The organism is Thermococcus sp. (assembly GCF_015523185.1).
In the GTDB taxonomy this organism is placed as follows: Archaea; Methanobacteriota_B; Thermococci; order Thermococcales; family Thermococcaceae; genus Thermococcus.
The window spans coordinates 1-17056 of record NZ_WAKV01000078.1; the positions used below are offsets into that span (position 1 = coordinate 1).

The 17056-nt window shown below is 47.1% G+C and carries 16 protein-coding genes; 10 read left to right on the forward strand and 6 right to left on the reverse strand.

All coding sequences use genetic code 11. The features are described 5' to 3' along the window. Window positions 1–1204 (reverse strand): cobyric acid synthase (locus F7B33_RS09085; RefSeq protein WP_297065885.1); only part of this gene is annotated, 1204 nt, incomplete at its 3' end. A 68-nt stretch (window positions 1205–1272) separates the two neighbouring features. Here F7B33_RS09085 and cobT point away from each other — a divergent pair. The 4 genes from cobT to F7B33_RS09105 all read left to right on the forward strand — a co-directional run bounded on the left by cobT (window position 1273) and on the right by F7B33_RS09105 (window position 4930). Then, window positions 1273–2274 carry a nicotinate mononucleotide-dependent phosphoribosyltransferase CobT gene (gene cobT, locus F7B33_RS09090; RefSeq protein WP_297074250.1) on the forward strand — a complete coding sequence of 334 codons (1002 nt, stop codon included), beginning with the start codon at window positions 1273–1275 and terminating at the stop codon, window positions 2272–2274. A 118-nt stretch (window positions 2275–2392) separates the two neighbouring features. After that, window positions 2393–3133, forward strand: a complete 741-nt coding sequence (locus F7B33_RS09095) for a DUF364 domain-containing protein (RefSeq protein WP_297074251.1) — start codon at window positions 2393–2395, stop codon at window positions 3131–3133. Window positions 3134–3197: 64 nt separating this feature from the next. Then, window positions 3198–3608, forward strand: a complete 411-nt coding sequence (locus tag F7B33_RS09100; RefSeq protein ID WP_297074218.1) for a hypothetical protein — start codon at window positions 3198–3200, stop codon at window positions 3606–3608. Between the two features lie 65 nt (window positions 3609–3673). After that, window positions 3674–4930 (forward strand): site-2 protease family protein, encoded by a 1257-nt coding sequence (locus F7B33_RS09105; protein ID WP_297074219.1) that lies wholly within the window; start codon window positions 3674–3676, stop codon window positions 4928–4930. Here F7B33_RS09105 and F7B33_RS09110 read toward each other — a convergent pair. Next, window positions 4923–5330, reverse strand: a complete 408-nt coding sequence (locus F7B33_RS09110) for a hypothetical protein (protein WP_297065894.1) — start codon at window positions 5328–5330, stop codon at window positions 4923–4925. The genes F7B33_RS09105 and F7B33_RS09110 overlap by 8 nt on opposite strands. 275 nt (window positions 5331–5605) lie before the next feature. Between F7B33_RS09110 and F7B33_RS09115 the strand changes: the two genes are divergently transcribed. Continuing rightward, entirely contained in the window at window positions 5606–5779 is a 174-nt protein-coding gene (locus F7B33_RS09115) for a class III signal peptide-containing protein (protein ID WP_297065897.1), read from the forward strand. Between the two features lie 277 nt (window positions 5780–6056). On the opposite strand, the gene F7B33_RS09120 is transcribed toward F7B33_RS09115, so the two are convergent. Both F7B33_RS09120 and F7B33_RS09125 read right to left on the reverse strand, forming a co-directional pair. Continuing rightward, the gene (locus tag F7B33_RS09120; RefSeq protein ID WP_297074220.1) at window positions 6057–8228 is read right to left on the reverse strand and encodes a glycosyltransferase family 39 protein; all 2172 of its coding nucleotides are present in this window, start codon (window positions 8226–8228) and stop codon (window positions 6057–6059) included. A 5-nt stretch (window positions 8229–8233) separates the two neighbouring features. Then, window positions 8234–10543: a DUF6541 family protein gene (locus F7B33_RS09125; protein ID WP_297074221.1), complete on the reverse strand. Its 2310-nt coding sequence runs from the start codon at window positions 10541–10543 to the stop codon at window positions 8234–8236. A 67-nt stretch (window positions 10544–10610) separates the two neighbouring features. Between F7B33_RS09125 and F7B33_RS09130 the strand changes: the two genes are divergently transcribed. The 3 genes from F7B33_RS09130 (at window position 10611) to prf1 (ending at window position 12742) form a co-directional block, all read left to right on the forward strand. Beyond that, on the forward strand, window positions 10611–11171 hold the full coding sequence (locus tag F7B33_RS09130) for a hypothetical protein (RefSeq protein ID WP_297063231.1): 561 nt from the start codon (window positions 10611–10613) through the stop codon (window positions 11169–11171). 131 nt (window positions 11172–11302) lie between these two features. Further along, window positions 11303–11434: a hypothetical protein gene (locus F7B33_RS09135; protein ID WP_297063229.1), complete on the forward strand. Its 132-nt coding sequence runs from the start codon at window positions 11303–11305 to the stop codon at window positions 11432–11434. Window positions 11435–11494: 60 nt separating this feature from the next. Further along, window positions 11495–12742 (forward strand): peptide chain release factor aRF-1, encoded by a 1248-nt coding sequence (gene prf1, locus F7B33_RS09140; protein WP_297063240.1) that lies wholly within the window; start codon window positions 11495–11497, stop codon window positions 12740–12742. A 296-nt stretch (window positions 12743–13038) separates the two neighbouring features. Here prf1 and F7B33_RS09145 read toward each other — a convergent pair whose 3' ends face one another. Beyond that, window positions 13039–14967, reverse strand: a complete 1929-nt coding sequence (locus F7B33_RS09145) for an arginine--tRNA ligase (RefSeq protein WP_297074253.1) — start codon at window positions 14965–14967, stop codon at window positions 13039–13041. A 72-nt stretch (window positions 14968–15039) separates the two neighbouring features. On the opposite strand from F7B33_RS09145, the gene F7B33_RS09150 reads away from it, so the two are divergent. Continuing rightward, complete coding sequence (locus F7B33_RS09150; protein ID WP_297063236.1) at window positions 15040–15318, forward strand: lipoate protein ligase C-terminal domain-containing protein; 279 nt, start codon at window positions 15040–15042, stop codon at window positions 15316–15318. A 4-nt stretch (window positions 15319–15322) separates the two neighbouring features. Next, window positions 15323–15868, forward strand: a complete 546-nt coding sequence (locus F7B33_RS09155; RefSeq protein WP_297063225.1) for a stage II sporulation protein M — start codon at window positions 15323–15325, stop codon at window positions 15866–15868. On the opposite strand, the gene F7B33_RS09160 is transcribed toward F7B33_RS09155, so the two are convergent. Next, window positions 15815–16915 (reverse strand): DUF354 domain-containing protein, encoded by a 1101-nt coding sequence (locus F7B33_RS09160; protein ID WP_297063223.1) that lies wholly within the window; start codon window positions 16913–16915, stop codon window positions 15815–15817. The genes F7B33_RS09155 and F7B33_RS09160 overlap by 54 nt on opposite strands. Between the last annotated feature and the right edge of the window lie 141 nt (window positions 16916–17056).

The window sequence follows — 17056 nt, forward strand, 5'->3', positions numbered from 1 at the left end:
AGGTTATAACTGAGAACGGCCTCTCGGAGACGGAACGGCCCATCCTTATCTCGTAGCCCTCAACGACCATTCCCTTAGCTCTCTCCCAGAGGACTTCAGCCTTCAGATGGTTCGTCCGCTTTTCCCTCGTGAAGACGGTTTTCGCTGGAAGGAGTCCGATACCCTTAACCCTTCCGCGCTTCGATTCGACCTTGTCTATAATCTCCTCCCCAAGCATCTGGAAACCGCCACATATTCCGACGACGAAAGCCCCTTCGCGGTGGGCCTGAATTATAGCCTCCTCAATGCCATTCTCGCGCATCCAGAGTAAATCTTCAACCGTGTTCTTGCTCCCGGGAATTATGATGACGTCGCCCTTTATTTCCTCGGCTCTGGTAACGTAGTCAACGCCGTTGGCCCAGTGGAGCGGTTCAAAATCGGTGAAGTTGCTTATGTGAGGGAGCTTAACTATCTGGATGTGAAGCTTGCCCTTAACCTTCGGGAACTGAGTTAAGGAGTCTTCCTCTGGTAGGTGGTGCTCAACGTAGGGGATAACTCCAAGGGTCGGCTTCCCGTAGCGCTTCTCAAGGTACTCAAAGCCCGGCTTTAGGAGGGACGCATCACCGCGGAACTTGTTGAAGACGAAGCCCATCACAAGTTCCCGCTCTTCTTTGCTCAGAAGCTCCATCGTGCCGACTATCGAGGCGAAACTACCCCCTCTATCAATATCAGTAACGAGGATAACCCTCGCGTTGGCGTGTTTTGCCACTCGCATGTTGGCTATGTCGTAGTCCTTCAGGTTTATCTCCACTGGACTGCCGGCGCCTTCGATTAGAACGAGGTCGTGCTTCTCCTTCAGCTCGTCGAGGACCCTCATTGCCTTTCGGAAAAACTCTTCCTTCCGCGAGAGCATGTAGTCTCTGGCTGAGACACTACCTATGGGTTTTCCCATGAAGACGACTTGGCTCCTCATGTTTCCTTCGGGCTTGAGAAGGATTGGGTTAAACTTCACGCTCGGCTTCTTTCTGCAGGCTATCGCCTGAAGGTACTGGGCGCGGCTTATCTCACCACCTTCGATGCTCGGCGCCGAATTGAGGCTCATGTTCTGGCTCTTGAAGGGAACGACGTCGTAGCCGAGGTTAGAGAAAATCCTGCATAATGCAGTGACAAGGAGAGACTTACCTGCCCCAGATGATGTCCCCTGAACCATCAAGGCCTTTCCCATTTTCCCACCAAGGAACATTGGCCGAAGGCCATATAAACCCTTGGATAAAACCTCCAGCGGTGGTCGAAGTGGAGAGCCTTTTCCTTCTCGTCTTGGGAAACACCGAGATAAGCACAGTCCCGGGAATAAGCGTGGCCGGAGCAACGCCCGAACTAACGAAGCTAACACCGGTTGCCGATGCCGAATACCTCTTTCACGAGAAGCCTCTAACGATTGATGTCATCCCTGTAACGCCTGAGGGTCATCCAACTCCTGCAATAATCGCCAAAGCATCTAAAGAGCTGGCAAACTTCCCGGTTCTTGTGGTTCGTGGGGGGACTTATTTAGCACCCCTCGTTCCTCACGTTCATATAAGCAACGCCGTCGGGCGGGACTTTAGAAAGGAGCCAGCTTTACCTGAGTTCGGTGAGATAATAAGGCGTGCCAAGCTTTTCGGAGAGGAACTGAACAAGATGTCACTCAAGGAACTCGTTATCGGAGAATCAACACCCGGAGGAACGACAACCGCCCAAGCAGTCCTCTGGGCACTCGGTTACGAAGCCAGGACCTCCTCGGCCTCGCCGGACAACCCTCAGAGTCTAAAGGAGCGGGTAATCAGCGAAGCTTTCAAGCGAGCTGGCATTGAAAAGGGTCAGTTGAAGGGTAATCCCCTCGAGGCACTGAGACAGTTCGGCGACCCGATGATGGCAACGGTGGTAGGCCTGGCATTGGGCTTCAGGAAGAATATCGTCCTTGCCGGCGGAACCCAGATGTTAGCGGTTTCTGCCCTGCTAAAGGCCCTCGGTGAGGATTTGAGTCGCTTCATGATAGCAACCACTAAGTGGGTGGTCAATGATAGGAGTGCGACCTTCTTGGATACGGCCAAAGAGATAGGGATAGTAACGTATTCTGCTGACCTCGACTTCTCGAAGAGCGAGTTCAAAGGTTTGAGGGACTACGAGAAGGGCTACGTCAAGGAAGGAGTTGGCGCTGGAGGAGCAACTTGGTTGGCTGTGAAGGCTGGCTTCTCGCCGAAAGAGGTTAGCGAAAAGGTCGAGGAGCTTTACAAGAGACTCATGGAGATGCGGTAATTTCTATGGTTCTCTTCTGCCTTTTTGCAAAAGGGCATGATAACCTGTATATTAAAACCTTAGAAACTGAGAGAACATAGGAACTTAAGATTTGAGAAATAACTCGGAGGATGATACCATGTTGCTCTCGGAGATAAAGAAAAGGGCCTTAAAGCTGATTGATGACCTTGAGCTGGTGGACTTCGGCTTTGCCTTACCTTACACATGGGTTTTACTCAAAGGACCGGAGGGAAAGGCCCTCGGCGTCGCGATGACCCTGCCGGAGGAGGTTCAGCGTTACAGGAACTCGATAGGCGAGCCTTCACTCAATGCCTTCATCGAAAAGGCCGACAGCCTAAACGTCATCGAGAGGACCTTAGGGCTGGCCGCCATCAACGCGGTTTCACAGTATTACATTGACCTGAGCGATGCTGAATTTGCCGACGTTCTTGAACTCCTGCCCGAAAACGCCGGTAAAATTGCCCTAATAGGCAACATGCCACCCCTAGCGAGAGAACTTCGAAATAAGGGCTATGAGATATACGTATTCGAGCGGAACGCCAAGCTCTGGGATAGAGATACTTACAGCGACGCTTTGGAGTACCACCTTCTCCCCGAGATGGACGCGGTCATAGCGAGCGCCAGCTGTTTGGTCAACGGGACCATAGACCTTCTGTTAGATAGGGCGAAGAAGACTGAGCTCTTCGTTCTCACGGGCCCAACGGGTCAGCTCCTGCCGGAGTTTCTGAGGGGGACAGGGGTTACACACCTGGCCGCGATGAAGGTGATAAACCTTAAGAGAGCCCTCCTAGGGTTGAAGCTCGGCTCCTTCAGGGGCTTCGAGGAGGGGAACAGGAAGTACGTCGTTAAGGTGCCCTGAGTTTCGCAGTGGTTCCGCTAAATTTATATTCCCAGCTAGATGTATACATTCCGGGGGTGGTACTATGAAGAGAATTGCATTCGTGCTGTTCGGAATTCTCCTCCTTGGTGCTATCGTTCCACAGGCTGGTGCAATCCCTGTGACTGGAAACAAGGGCATTTCACCAACACTCATAATGACCCTAACGTACTTCTACTACAGGAACTACAACGCCCTCCTTCCAGAGTTCAACGCCACCTACCAGAAGGTCCTTAAGCTCGGCGTTGACAACGAGACACTCTCCCAGGCGATGAGTCTCTACGCCAACGCCACGCTCTTTATGGAGAAGGCCACCAACTTCTCCGTCGGCGGAAACGTCCTTGCTAGCCTTGGAAGCTACCGGGTCATGATACTTGTCAGGAACGCCTACTTCTACCTCAGAGACGCCATCAGTGTCCTCACAAAAGCAATGGAGAACGAGACCACTGTAACGTGAAGTGCCCTTCTTAGAGGGAGTAACTTTTTAACCTCCCTTTTCAATTTTAACCCCGGAGGTAAAAGATGCCGAGGGGAATCTACGAATGCCTTAACTGCGGTTACCGCGAGGAGAGGGACTCCAGTGAACCCATTCTTGAAGGTTCCTGTCCTCGATGCGGCGGCGACATGATTCTTGTTGGCTATTCCTTCGATTCAAAAGGCGGAATTAGTTTAACGTCCCCAGAGGACGTAACGTCTGCTTTGCCCCCCGAGGTTGAAGCCAAGTTGAGGACTTTCTATGACCTCGATTTCGCGGGTTTTGATGGGAAGGTTTTTATCTTCGAGGTCAGGGAAATCCTGGAACCCAACTTTGAGAAAGTCCTCCGTGAGGTAGAGAGATTTGGCTACTGGTGTGCCCTTAAGAAGCGGGATGGTAAGGTTTTACTCTTTGTATTTCCCGCAGGAGAAGTGAAGCCGGACAATAGATGGCTCCCTTGGGTTTTCCTGCTCGCCACTATAGCCACGACCCTCTTTGCCGGTTACATGCTGGCCCTGAACTACATCTCGGTTCTTGACTACTACCATCTCCCCGGGATGAGGGACCCCTACCTGATAGCCCTTTCGTTTTCGGTTAGTGTTATGGCAATTCTTGGAACCCACGAGCTCGGGCACAAGATAGCGGCCGCTTACCATGGTGTCCGCGCTACGATGCCGTACTTCATACCCTTTCCCTTTAGCCTAATTGGAACCCTTGGCGCTGTAATCCGGGTTAAGTCTCCCCTTCCCACGAGAGACGCGGCGATAGACTTAGGTGTGAGCGGACCGATTGCGGGATTTCTGGTGGCTATTCCGGTGACAGCTATAGGAATTAAGCTCTCCGTGATTGTCCCATCAAGCTCGCTTCCCAGTTCGGAGGGAGGAATATACTTTGGGACGAACCTGCTCTTTGAACTTCTAACGAAGGTTGTACTCCACGTTCCTGAGGACTACGTTGTGTTCCTCCACCCGATTGCCATGGCCGGCTGGGTTGGACTGCTTGTAACCTTCCTGAACCTAATTCCCGTTGCCCAGCTCGACGGCGGCCATATTCTGAGGGCCTTCATCAGTGAGAAAACTCACAGGATAATAACCTATGCAACGGCCTTCGTTCTATTTGGGATGAGCTACCTCTGGAGCGGCTGGTTTATATGGGGTCTCCTGGTGTTGTTGATTGGCTCCGCAGGCAATCCTGGGGCGTTGGATGAAGTTTCACCGGTGTCAAAGAAGAGAATAGCTCTGGCCGTAATTGCGGCGGTTATCTTCATTCTCACGGCGACACCAAGACCAATGTGGACTACTTAGATTTGCCGGCCTCCTTGAGTATCTGCTCAATGTCGTAGTATATTGAGTCCCTGGAAACGCCGAACACCCTTGCGAGCTCCGAGATGTTAAGGACCTTGGGGTTGTAGTTGAATGCCTCCAAGACCATCGCTATCAGCTTTCTCCTCTCTTTTAGAGTGTATTCTTCGATGGACTTTCGTCTCTCAAAGACGTTGTAGACCACTACACTAACGGCGTATGTCCTCCTCGTCACGGGGGTTGTGTATGTTTTTACCTCAAATTCGACTATTTTGCCATTTTCGGGAATCACTGGGTTAAGTTTTTCAAGGGTTTTGTTGATTGCGTCCTCCTTGTTTCTGCCGGAGGAAAAATCGGCTCTCACGACCTTGTGGGCTGTTAGAGACTTGTCAATGACTAGCACCACACCCAGGTTCATAAATGCTCCAAAGCTCAAATGTATCTTTGCAGAATTTACAAAACCCGGAAGATCTCGTAAGATATTTTCTGATTTTTTGTTGATTTCTCCAATGCAATCTTCAATGCTCGATGATTCACAGTGAAAACTTACTAACATAAGAGAGCACCCCTTGGAGCCTTTGCAATATTGCGCATGCCTATACTCAGTATTGAGTAGAAAGATATATAAGCTTTTTTAGTCGAGTTTAAGTTGAAGTAACTCTCTGGAGGTGATTTGCCATGATGAGGAAGGCCCAGGGTGCAATTGAGTACCTCTTCATGATTGCCGCGGCGCTGGTTATAATCCTGATAGTTGTCAGGCAACTGCAGAACAGGGGTAAGACGGCTTCATCAACTGCCAACACAGCCGAGACTTCAATAAACAACACCCTTAACAGCATGCTCAGTGGATGATGTGGGTGATTTTGTAAAGTGTTAGTTCCATTTTTAAATTTCTCTCTTAATGTTAATTTGTAAATATTTATAAGTGCACTGTATACAATATTTGGTCAGGGGTGCAATATGAGGCATAGTGCTCAGGCATCACTCGAGTATATATTTATGTTTGTACTTGCACTTGTTGTTATATACTTGGCATTAAAGGAGTTTATAGATCCTCGAACTGGCACTATACGGAAGGAAGGACAATTTGTAAATGCAACAATCGACAGGGTTAAAACTTCTCTAGATTCTATACTTTCTTCTGAACCATGATTTGAAAAGGACCTCTTACTAGAATTTTATTTTCTGAGACATCAATTTTTCCTGTAAAGAGGAAACATATTTTCGGGGTGCAGAGAATTACGTTATTCACAGAACCTCTATCAATTGGGACTCCTTCATGTAATATAATACCTTTAGAGATTGTAATCGTTGATATAACATTTGCAGGAAGAGATACATTGATTGAGTTATTACTGAGAACAATTTCCCCGTGGATTGTTTTGTTGTTTGTAATGGCTAATATATTGTACAAACTAGACTCATTATTATTTCTAAAAAGCTTTAAAAGTTGGGGGGATAAATTAAAATTAATATTAATTTTGGTCATATTGTAATAAACATAGAGAGAAACCCTGTGGAGGTTGACTCTCCATGGATAAGTAGGTTTTTTAAAGGAAAATAAAGCGATAATTTCCCCATCTTTTAAGGACTCTCCAAATAACAGAGTACCATTTTGGAGGGTGTAATTAAACAATAACCCATATACCCGTTGGAGGGGCTTGTTTTTCATCATATTGAACATCCAAGTATCATAAATCACATAATCGGGAGAGTACTCTCTGGCTATATTTACTAAGTTGTACTTCCTAAGGTATCCTAGTCCAAAGGTATCGACCATATATGGAACAACTTTGAGTTTCAGATAATACGCGTCCATAGGGTTAATCGAAAGGTATGTGCCATTTAACGCTTCTTTGTGGACGTAGTTTGATAAGTCATTTCTGAGCTCTTTGGTGTGGGGAGCACAGGCTATCCTGAGGGCTCCCTTTGGGTAGTTATAAGCAATCCCTACGTTAATCAGTGTGAGGAGGAGAATTAGGGTCATGGTGATGCCAAGAATCTTTATCTCTAGTTGTTTGATTTCAACAACCCCTGAGAGGAGATACAAATAGGAGACTAATAACAGGGGATATATGAATCTTGGATTGGGAATTATGGGGACTGCAATCAGGTAGAATATCACGTTCAGGAAGAAAAGGGCTTTGAGAGGCTCGGAAAACTTAATTTTGTTTCCAAAAGCTTTAATGATTAGGACTGTTGCAACCAAAACAATAAGGGGGGCATAGTAAGCAAGAAGTTCGAGGGAAGATTTTTGAATATTGGACAAAATGTTTCCTATAATCCAGAAAATTCCGACGAAGGGATACCCCCTGCTGCTTTGCGCTATGTAAGTTTGATACACATAGTCAGGAGAAACCAGAACACCAAGTGGAACCTCTATTAAAGCCTTTGATATAATCACGAGGGAAATTAATACCGCTCCATAATTAATGACTCCCTTAAGTTCCTTGAGCGCGTGTTGGAGAGGTTGAAGATATTTGATGTTGATTACATAAACAGTTAAAAACACCCAGAGGAAAAGAAAAAGGATACACGTATATACGTGGCCGACCTTTGTTATGGGGTGTATTCCTGGGACACTGGCGATTATCCTAGTTACTTCCTGGGGATAAAGCGTGATTGCTGCCATAGAGATCATCGTCCAGAGCAGATAGGTGAGAGGGATGATATACGATTGCCGACGGGTTAGAACTTTTGTTCCTGACAATATCAGGTTTCTCAACTCCTCGGACTCGTAGAGAACCAAGAACACGAAAACTGCAAGAAGGTAAGGTATCATAGTAAATTTAGTGGATGTTCCAATAGATGCAATGATTATTGTTAGATATGCGTATAACCTTCTTTTCTCGTTAAGATATTTTGCGAGGAACCAGAGGGAGAGGAGTGTGAAGAACTCAATCATGCTCTCGTGAAGAACGAGGGTGTTTACCTTAATGGCCAGAGGGTCCATTGCTATAAGAAATGCGAACGCCAGCCCGAGTTTTTCACCGGTTAATTCCCTTCCCGTGAGATAAGCTAGAAAAACTGATATTAATCCAAGGAAAAGCGAGAAAGCACGGCCTACTATATAGTTATCGCCGAAAAGTCTCAGCCAGCCGGCTAAGGTGTAGTAGTAGAGGGGGGGATGGACTGCAAAAATGTCCCTGTAGGGGAGAACTCCATGGTTGATGAGGCGGGCGATAAGAAGATACGTACCTTCATCATAATCAACATATGAGTTCATAACGGGTAGAAGAGGAAATCTAATTATTAATGTCAAAAAACATATCAGTAGCAGGTAAAATGAGAACTTCCTCATGTTTTTCACCCCATTTTAATTCTATACACCATGAGCACTCCTAAGGATTTAGTTATTTCTATTGTGTTTAAGGAATTTTTTTGAATAATTGCACTAATTTTGACAACGTTAAGTCCTCTATTTAACTCTTGGGTTAATACTCTCTTTCCGTTGATACTTACATTAATTTCCATTTTTGTAGATGCAAAGAGAGTGAGGTATATTTTATCATAGTTTTTGCATGGATTAAATGCTATTATTCCCGTCTTCCCTGAAAGCCAAGCCACGTATAGTCCATTGAATGCAAAATATTCAACGTAAAAATATTTCTTGGTAAATCCCCAAACATAATATTTACCAAATTTATAAACGTCTCCGGGAAGCGTGCTGGAGCATAAACGAAGATTATCGAGGATAACTTTTTCATTTTTAGAAAGATTATGAGATGATAAATCAAAAATCCAGTCATTTCCGTTTATCCTAAGAAGAGAGTACCTCTTAGCAAACTCTAGAGGATTTAAACTGGGTGCGTTGGTATCTATAAAAGCAAGGGTATTAGGTAATGTCTTATTTTTAGATAGAACCTCTTCTACAAACCTTTCTATTGTTTTGCTCCCGATATGGCATTTCCTGAAATACGGTTCCGAAAGGAGAGTGTAATTTGTCCCCTCAAAAAAAGGTAACCATGGTGATGAATCAGAATGACAAGATCCTAAGATGGACGTTGAACTGTAATGGGTTGAAATCCAGTTGAAATCCTCAATCACATCAGGGGTTACATAGAAGTTTGCTTCGGCTGAAACAATGTCTCTAGCTGTTCCATAAGCTGGAATTAAAAAAAAGGATGCAATAATCAGTGTGTAAATAAACACCGAAATACCTCTTACAAGTTTATTTTTGAGACTACTCCTAAAATAGTTCAGAAGAAGTGATAGACTTCCCATGCCGGTACCAACTAGTACAGGAAACAATGGCACGGTCCACAGAAACTGCCTTTCCATAGCTGCAGCACTGTAAAACGGAATGGGCATGTTGAGTGTAAGTTTATCTATATTTAATAAAACAACAAATAGAATGAATATATAAATTGAAAGAATTTCAGGTTTTTTCGATGACTTTTTGAGTAAATAGTAGGTAAATCCTAAGATAATGAAAAGAACCTCAGCATAGTTGTTGTTCCTAATAGTCGCCCACTTCCACATGAACTTAAAGAATGTCCAATTATCATGGCTTGTTGATACATTAAAAAAGTATGCTCCCTTAGCTTCAATTCCTCGAACAAGGATTTCAGTGAAATAGGGATTGAGAACAGCATAAAAAAGTAGTGGGATAATGAGATAAACAAAGATTGTCTCTCCAACACTTCTTTGAAGAAGTTTACTTGTCTTTAGACCTGTCTTTAGCACGATGTATACTGTAATTACTAGCACATAGTTTTGAAAAGAGTAGGGATGGAAGAATATAGATGCTGTTCCAATAATAACCCCGAGTATTTTATAAAAGATTATTCCACGTCTAAGCTCATTGTCGTTAATATAAGAGAAAGTTAGAGTTAACATGACCAAGAAAAAGTAAAAACCGATAAAATTTGGTTCAACATAAACAAGTAAATAATAGTGGACAATGTTCGTGGAAATTATAGCGATGATAGAGTACATAGCAATTTTACTATCAAACCATATTCTTGCAAAAAAATATACCCCAAACACAAACAATAACCACGCCAGAGTTCGTATGGCAAGCATAACACTTGGTATTGATGAGCTAGTAATTTTCACCAAATAACCCGCTAGAGAATGGTATCCCCCCGGGTAATAGACCACACTAAAGGAAGGAGCATCCATTGGGAACATTGAATCAGATTTAAGCATATACAGTATTTTCGTTGCATGAAAATAGTTATCAACATTATCAGTAGGATAAGTATATGCGAAATAATGGACAGTTACCAAAAGAAGTGCTGAAAGAAGAATAGTAAATGTCTCCTTAAAGTCAAGTGATAACTTTGAATGTATCTTAGCTCCCAGAAGTAGCGAGGTAAGGGCAACAAAAAGAGTATATCCCCAGTAATATGTATGAAGGGGAATATTAAAATCACTACTAACATAAGCTCCGATAACAAGAACGGAAAGGCCCAATGCAGGAGAGAGTGTAAAAAGCATGCTAAACGGAATTCTAGATTTCGTCAAGAATATCAAAAGATTAAAGCCAAGGATAAAAGGAATGAAAAATCCCAAGTATGGATTGTTCAAATAATTTGCCAAAAAAATAACAACAATTGTTAAAAGACTCCACGACATGAGCTTTAGTATTTTATCCATAGTGATCCTCATCATAAAGCATTGAAAGTAGGGAAGTCTTATAAAACATGCACCTTAGAAGAATTTTAATGGGGTGACAATAATGGCGTTATTCGGCTTTGGCTCCAAAAAGAAAAAGGTCAGGGGGATGCTTGAATCGGGACAGTTCGAGCTTCTAGTTCAGGAGGCAATAAAAGACAAAAAGGTCATGGGTGCGATAGTGGAGCTTCTGGACGATGAGAACCCGGGAATTGTGGGCGATGCACTTCTGGCGCTCACCCAGATTCTAGAGACCAGCAGGGAAACACTATCGAAATATATGAGCGAAGACAACTTCAAGAAGCTGATGGCACTAATTCACCACAGGAATCCCTACATAAGGGAGAATGCCATGGTGCTCGCCTATGATATTATACGAACCTATCCAGAACTGGCCAAGAAGTATCGCTCTTGGATAGTCGAGGAGATTAAGCAGGGCCTTCGCGAGGGTAAGAGAGATGAGAAGGGTTTCCTCCTCGTCGTGATAGGGGAACTTGGACTGAGCGAGTTAAAACCCCTCGTCGAGGAACTCACGGGCGTTGAGGACAAGGTCGTCCTCCCGTTCGAGGGCAAGAAGTGGGTTCCCCTCGGCCAGATTGCCAAGGAAACACTTGAAAAGCTCTGAGGTGGTTTCATGAAGGATTTGTTGCTCTAAGTACTCTTCCTTTTTCCCTGTTTCTCTTCGGATGGGTCATCCTTGCTCTAACGATAGCAATACTCAAGTGGCTCACGGTTAACGTTATAGTTGAACTTCTTGTGATTGGCCTGCTGAACTTTCTCGGAGTTACCCGCGTTCCCATCAATCCAATGACCCTTCTCATACTCGCCGTCGGTGGAATCCTCGGGGCCTTCATTCTTATAGTCCTCTCGGTTCTGCACCTCCTCTAACGCCAAACTTTTATAAGGGCCCCTTCTACCCAGAAACGGGAAGAGAAAGGGGTGATGCTCATGTCTCACAAATCAGCTGAGATGTACGAACTGAAAAAGAAGGTCGAGGAGCTCAAAAGCTATCGAGGTCGTGCCACCGAACTGGTAAGCCTATACATTCCAGCTGGCTACGACATAAACAAGGTCATGCAACAGTTGAGGGAAGAGTACGGAACGGCACAGAACATCAAGAGCAAATCAACTCGAAAGAACGTTCTTGGCGCGTTAGAAAGGGCCATGCAACACCTCAAGCTGTATCGAAAGACTCCCGAGAACGGCCTCGCTCTCTTCGTTGGCAACGTCAGCGAGCAAGAGGGTGTTAGCGACATAAGACTCTGGGCTATAGTTCCGCCGGAACCCCTCAAGGTCCGCCTTTATCGCTGTGACCAGACCTTTGTCACAGAACCGCTCGAAGAGATGCTCCGCGTAAAAGATGCCTATGGGCTAATAACGGTCGAGAAAAACGAGGCTACGATAGGGCTCCTTCGGGGGAAGCGCATAGAGGTTATAGACGAGCTTACCTCGAACGTTCCCGGAAAGACTAGAGCAGGTGGTCAGTCGGCGAGGCGTTATGAGCGCATTAGGGAGCAGGAAACCCACGAGTTCATGAAGCGCATAGGAGAACACGCCAACAAGGCCTTCCTACCGCTCCTTGAAAAGGGCGAGCTCAAGGGAATAATCATCGGCGGTCCCGGGCCGACGAAGGAGGAGTTCGTTGAGGGGGACTACCTCCACCACGAGCTCAAAAAGAAAATCATCGGCGTCGTTGACATAAGCTACCATGGCGAATACGGTCTCAGGGAGCTCGTTGAGAAGGCCAGCGACATACTCAGAGACCATGAAGCAGTGAAGGAGAGAAAGCTCATCCAGGACTTCTTCAAGCACCTCGTCAAAGATACTGGCATGATAACCTACGGTGAGAAGGAGGTAAGGCAGGCCCTCGAGCTCGGAGCCGTTGATACCCTCCTCATAAGCGAGGGCTACGACAAAGTTCGGGTGAGAGTCAAGTGCAACAACTGTGGCTGGAGCGAGGAAAAGACAATGAGCGAGCAGGAGTTCCACGTCTACAAGAAGAAGCTAACGCACTGCCCCAAGTGTGGAAGCCAGAACCTGAGTTTTGAAAAGTGGGACGTTGCCGAGGAGCTCATCAAGATGGCAGAGGAGGCCGGCTCAAACGTTGAAATAATCTCCCTAGACACTGAGGAGGGCCAGCAGTTCTACAAGGCCTTTGGTGGATTGGGAGCTTTCCTCAGGTACAAGATTCATTGAGCCCCCTTTTCTTTAGCTTGTTATGAGTTTAGTATATGAGGAAGTCAAAGTGAGGCCGTTTCCAAGAGAGTTATCAAAAGATTTCCTGAGGGTGGGCTTCTCGGAAGTTGGCCTGAAAGTTCCCGAGGAAGAGATAGAAACTCGATGGCATTCCCTGCTGGCTTGTGGAGTTCGGTTTCAACTACTGGAGGAGAGGTAGCTTTGAATGTGCAATGGGGGGAATGATTGCAAGGGCGCAATCGGTGATAAGGGAGGAGCCGGTTGACGTCGTTGAAAAAAATACTGAAGGAGTGAAGTCACATCTTCTCCGGGGCCTCTATGCCGAGGACATCCAGACCGTTCCTGAGAACCTGCTTGACGGCTAAAACGAGCAACAGGCGTTCCTCTCTTATGCCTTCCTCAGCTTTAAGCACAGGGTGGTCCATGTAGAACCTGTTGAAAAGCGAAGCGAGTTCGTTGAGGTAGGCGGGAATCAGGTGGGGCTTGATGTCCCTCCCGGCCTGCTCTATAACCTCCGGGAATTTGGCGAGGAGCTTTATCAGTTCCTTCTCGCGGTTGGTGAGCTTCGAAAAGTCGGCTTTCTCAAGGAGAGCCCTCCAGTCCGTTTCGATTCCGCTTTCCTCGGCCTTCCTGATTATGGAGGCACAGCGGGCGTGGGCGTACTGGATGTAGGGAGCGCTCTCGCCTTCGAAGTTGAGAACATCATCCCAGCGGAAGGTGATTATCTTATCAGGGCTGTACTTGACGAGGTTGAAGCGCACCGCCCCAACGCCAACCGCTTCCGCTATCTCGTCCTTTTCCTCCTCACTTAAGCTGGGGTTCTTTTGTTCAACTAATTCCCTCGCCCTCTGGACGGCTTCATTGAGGACTTCATCAACTGTAAATCCGACCCACGTTCCCTTCCTGCCTGAGAACTTGCCCTCTTCACGGACAACGTGCTCGTAAGCTAAGTGGTGGAAGTTCTTCGCGCTTTCCTCGAAGCCGAGCAATTGTAGGGCATATTTTATCGCCATTTGCGGATGCCTCTGCTCTGCTCCAATTACATTGATAACTATATCGGCCCTTCCAAACCTGCCCGGCATCCCCTCCCCATCCGGTGCGGTCGTCCAGGTCTCGTGGTTTTCCCGCCTGTCCCAGACCTTATACAGCATATCTGACTTCACCTTGCCGAACTTCCAGAGGTGATAGGCTATGTCCTTGCCCGTGTATGTGGCAGTTCCGTCGCTCCTCCTGAGGACCAAAAACGGGTTCTTCATGTCTGGGAAGAGCTTCCTCAAATCCATCACGAAGGCTCCCTTGTATTTTCCCTCCTCGGCCCAGAAGAAGTTCTCGTTCTTTTCGATGAGCTCGTAGGCTTCCTTGAAGATTCCGCTCCTCATTATGTCGCTCTCCCAGCTGAGTAAATCATAGGCTATGCCCATCCGATAGGTAGTGAGCATTTGGGCTTTGACAACTCTCTCGGCCAGTTTCCTTCCAATCTCGGCTATCTCGTTATCGCCCTCTTCCAGCTTCTTCATCAGCTCGCGGACTTCCCTATCTACATTGGAGTTCTCCTCAATTTTTTTGTTCACCTCGACGTAGAGCAGGCCCATGATGTGGTCTATGAAGTCCTCCTTGAGGCCCTTTTCACGGAGTTCAGACTCAATCCTCTCGAATTCCTCCTTGAGGTTGAGGTATCCCCAGAGAACCTGCGCAAACTGCACCCCAAGGTCGTCTATGTAGTTCTGAACCTCGACGGTGTAGCCGAGCTTCCTCATAATCCTCGCCATAGTGTCGCCGAGAACGGCGTTCCTCGCGTGCCCCATGTGGAGTGGTTTCGTTGGATTAACGGAGGTGTGTTCAACGATTACCTTTTTGCCCCTTCCAGTCTCGCTCTCACCGTAAGATTCACGTTTCTCAAGGATTTCCTTTATGAGGGCATTTCCAAAGTAGGAGTAGTCGAGGTAGAAGTTTATGTAGCCGTTCACGGCCTTAACTTCCCTTACTCCTTCGGGAAGGTTCTCACCGATTCGTTTAACCAGTTCCTCCGCTATGAGCTTCGGAGCTTTCCTGAAGACCCTCGCGAGCTGGAAAGCTAGGGCGGTTCCAAAATCCCCAAGCTCGATGCTCGGCGTATCGTCGAAGGTTATCTCGCCGTCCCACTCCTTTCCTACCTCGGTAAGCATCTCGTCGAGTGCCTTCCTGAGCGCGAGCCTCGCCTTCTCCTGAATTTCCCTATAGGCCATCTTTACCACCGCTCTCAATTCAGCCCAACCTTTAAAAGCTTCCCCTACTTACTCTCTCCGGGGGTGAGAAAAATGAAGCACCACGTCGGCGAGCACAAGGCCAAGAAGGGCCTCATAAGGATTGAGTTTGACGAAGAAAATGGCATAGCTGAGCACGTCAAAATTACCGGAGACTTTTTCATGCACCCTGAGGAAGCCCTTCATGAGCTTGAGCAGAAGCTTGAGGGACACAGGCTGGAGGAGCTTGAGTATCTGATTGATGAATTCTTTGCGATGAGGCTCGACGTGGAGATGCCCTACGTCAACGTCGAGGACTTCAAGATAGCCCTCAAGAAAGCCATCAAAGGGTGATATCGTGAATGCAAAGAAAATCTTCAGTCTGCTTTTGCTGACCTTTGGTGTTGGGATAGTTTTCGGCGTTGCCTATGCCTACGCTCAGCCTGAAAGAGCGGGTGAATACGTTCTCAAGCTGGCCAACGAGCTCGGTGGCCTCTCGCCGAATCCATTCGATAACTTCATCAAAATATTTACCCACAATGCAAGTGTTGCGCTCCTTGTCTTGGTCTCTGGATTGTTTTTCGGCTTGGGGCCTTGGGTGATGATGTTTTTCAACGGTGCCGTTGTTGGGGTTGTCGCAGGGGTTTTTGTCGGACATGGCTTTCCCGTTGAGAAAATTGTTCTGGGCCTAGCTCCTCATGGAGTAGTTGAAATCCCTGCCTTTGTTCTGGCCGGAACAGCTGGGGTTCTCTGGTACAAGAGCATAAGAAACTCGGAGGAACCGGCGAAAGGATTTAAGGAGGGAATGAAAACGGCGTTGAAGCTCTACGGTTTAACGCTTATCATGCTCTTACTTGCGGCTTTCATTGAGGCTTACATAACCCCCAAGGTTGCCGGCCTCTGAGACCTCAAAACTTCCGCTCTCCTCATAGGTTTCTATTTCCTTCAGTATGGCATCCATAGGATTTTCAAGGCCCGAAACAACGCTCCTTATGTAGTTTCTGTAGCTTTTACCCGACTCCATCATGTACTCCGCGACCTCGGCTATTTCCGCGGGGTCAGTGGAGTGGAACTTAACGCCGAGCTCGACAAGCCATCTGGTAACGGCCAAGAGCCTTCCCGGGTAGGTAGAGATTGTCGGTGTCCCAAGGGCTATGGCCTCCCTGTTCATAGTTCCCCCGGCCCCTATCATTAATCTGGCGTAATAAAGCAGGCTCAAGCTGTCAACGGGTTTTTTCGGCATTATAACGTTATCAAACTGCTCAAAACGCCTTCTCTGCTCCTCCGTTCTTGGGAAGAGAACTATCGGCATCTCGGGCAGGAGTGGGATTACATCCTCAAGGATGCTCTTCTCGGGGCTGTTGAAGTAGTTGGCCTTGACCGGCTCGGTGCGCATCACTATGTAGCCGTTCTTCCTGAGGCCGAGCTCCCGCAGAACTTTTCTGCTCGGTCTGAAGCCGTAGAGGTGCGCCAGCTCCGAGAAGCCGTTGACGGGCTTCATGCCGTTGGGGTCGGCACCGCACTTGAGGAGCTCGTAGGCGTCTATTGCCTTAGGATACAGGAGAAGCTTGGTCAGCGGGAGCATCAGCTTGTTCTGGGCTATTGCCGTCTCGTTATCAACGAAACCTATGCTCGGAATTCCGAGGCCGAAGGCAACGCGAGGTGCCTCAACGGAGTGCTTGTAGATGGACAAATCCGGTTTTTCCTCGATTATCAGCCGGCTGAGCTTGTAAACTCTCTCGGCACTCGCTATGAGTTTACCCTCGAGCGTGGAACCTCCATGCTTCCCGACCACGTAGTAGTCAAAACCTAGCATGTCAAGAATCTCCGTTAAGCCATCGAACTCCCTCGTCGTGATTAGAACCTCATGACCAGTTTTTTCAAGCTCCTTGATGAGACCCTTGAAAAAGTGAACGTGAGGCGCGTTCGTTATATCAATCCACACCTTCATTCTACCACCCGCCGATGAATGAACGGTTTTGTCCAATATAAGGCTTTCCGAAAAACGGTTGTGGAAGCGTTTTTTCAATTGGTTCTGGGAAGTCCGTTTGATGAAAAACGATTTCTAACGCTTTCCTTCCATGAGGTGAGT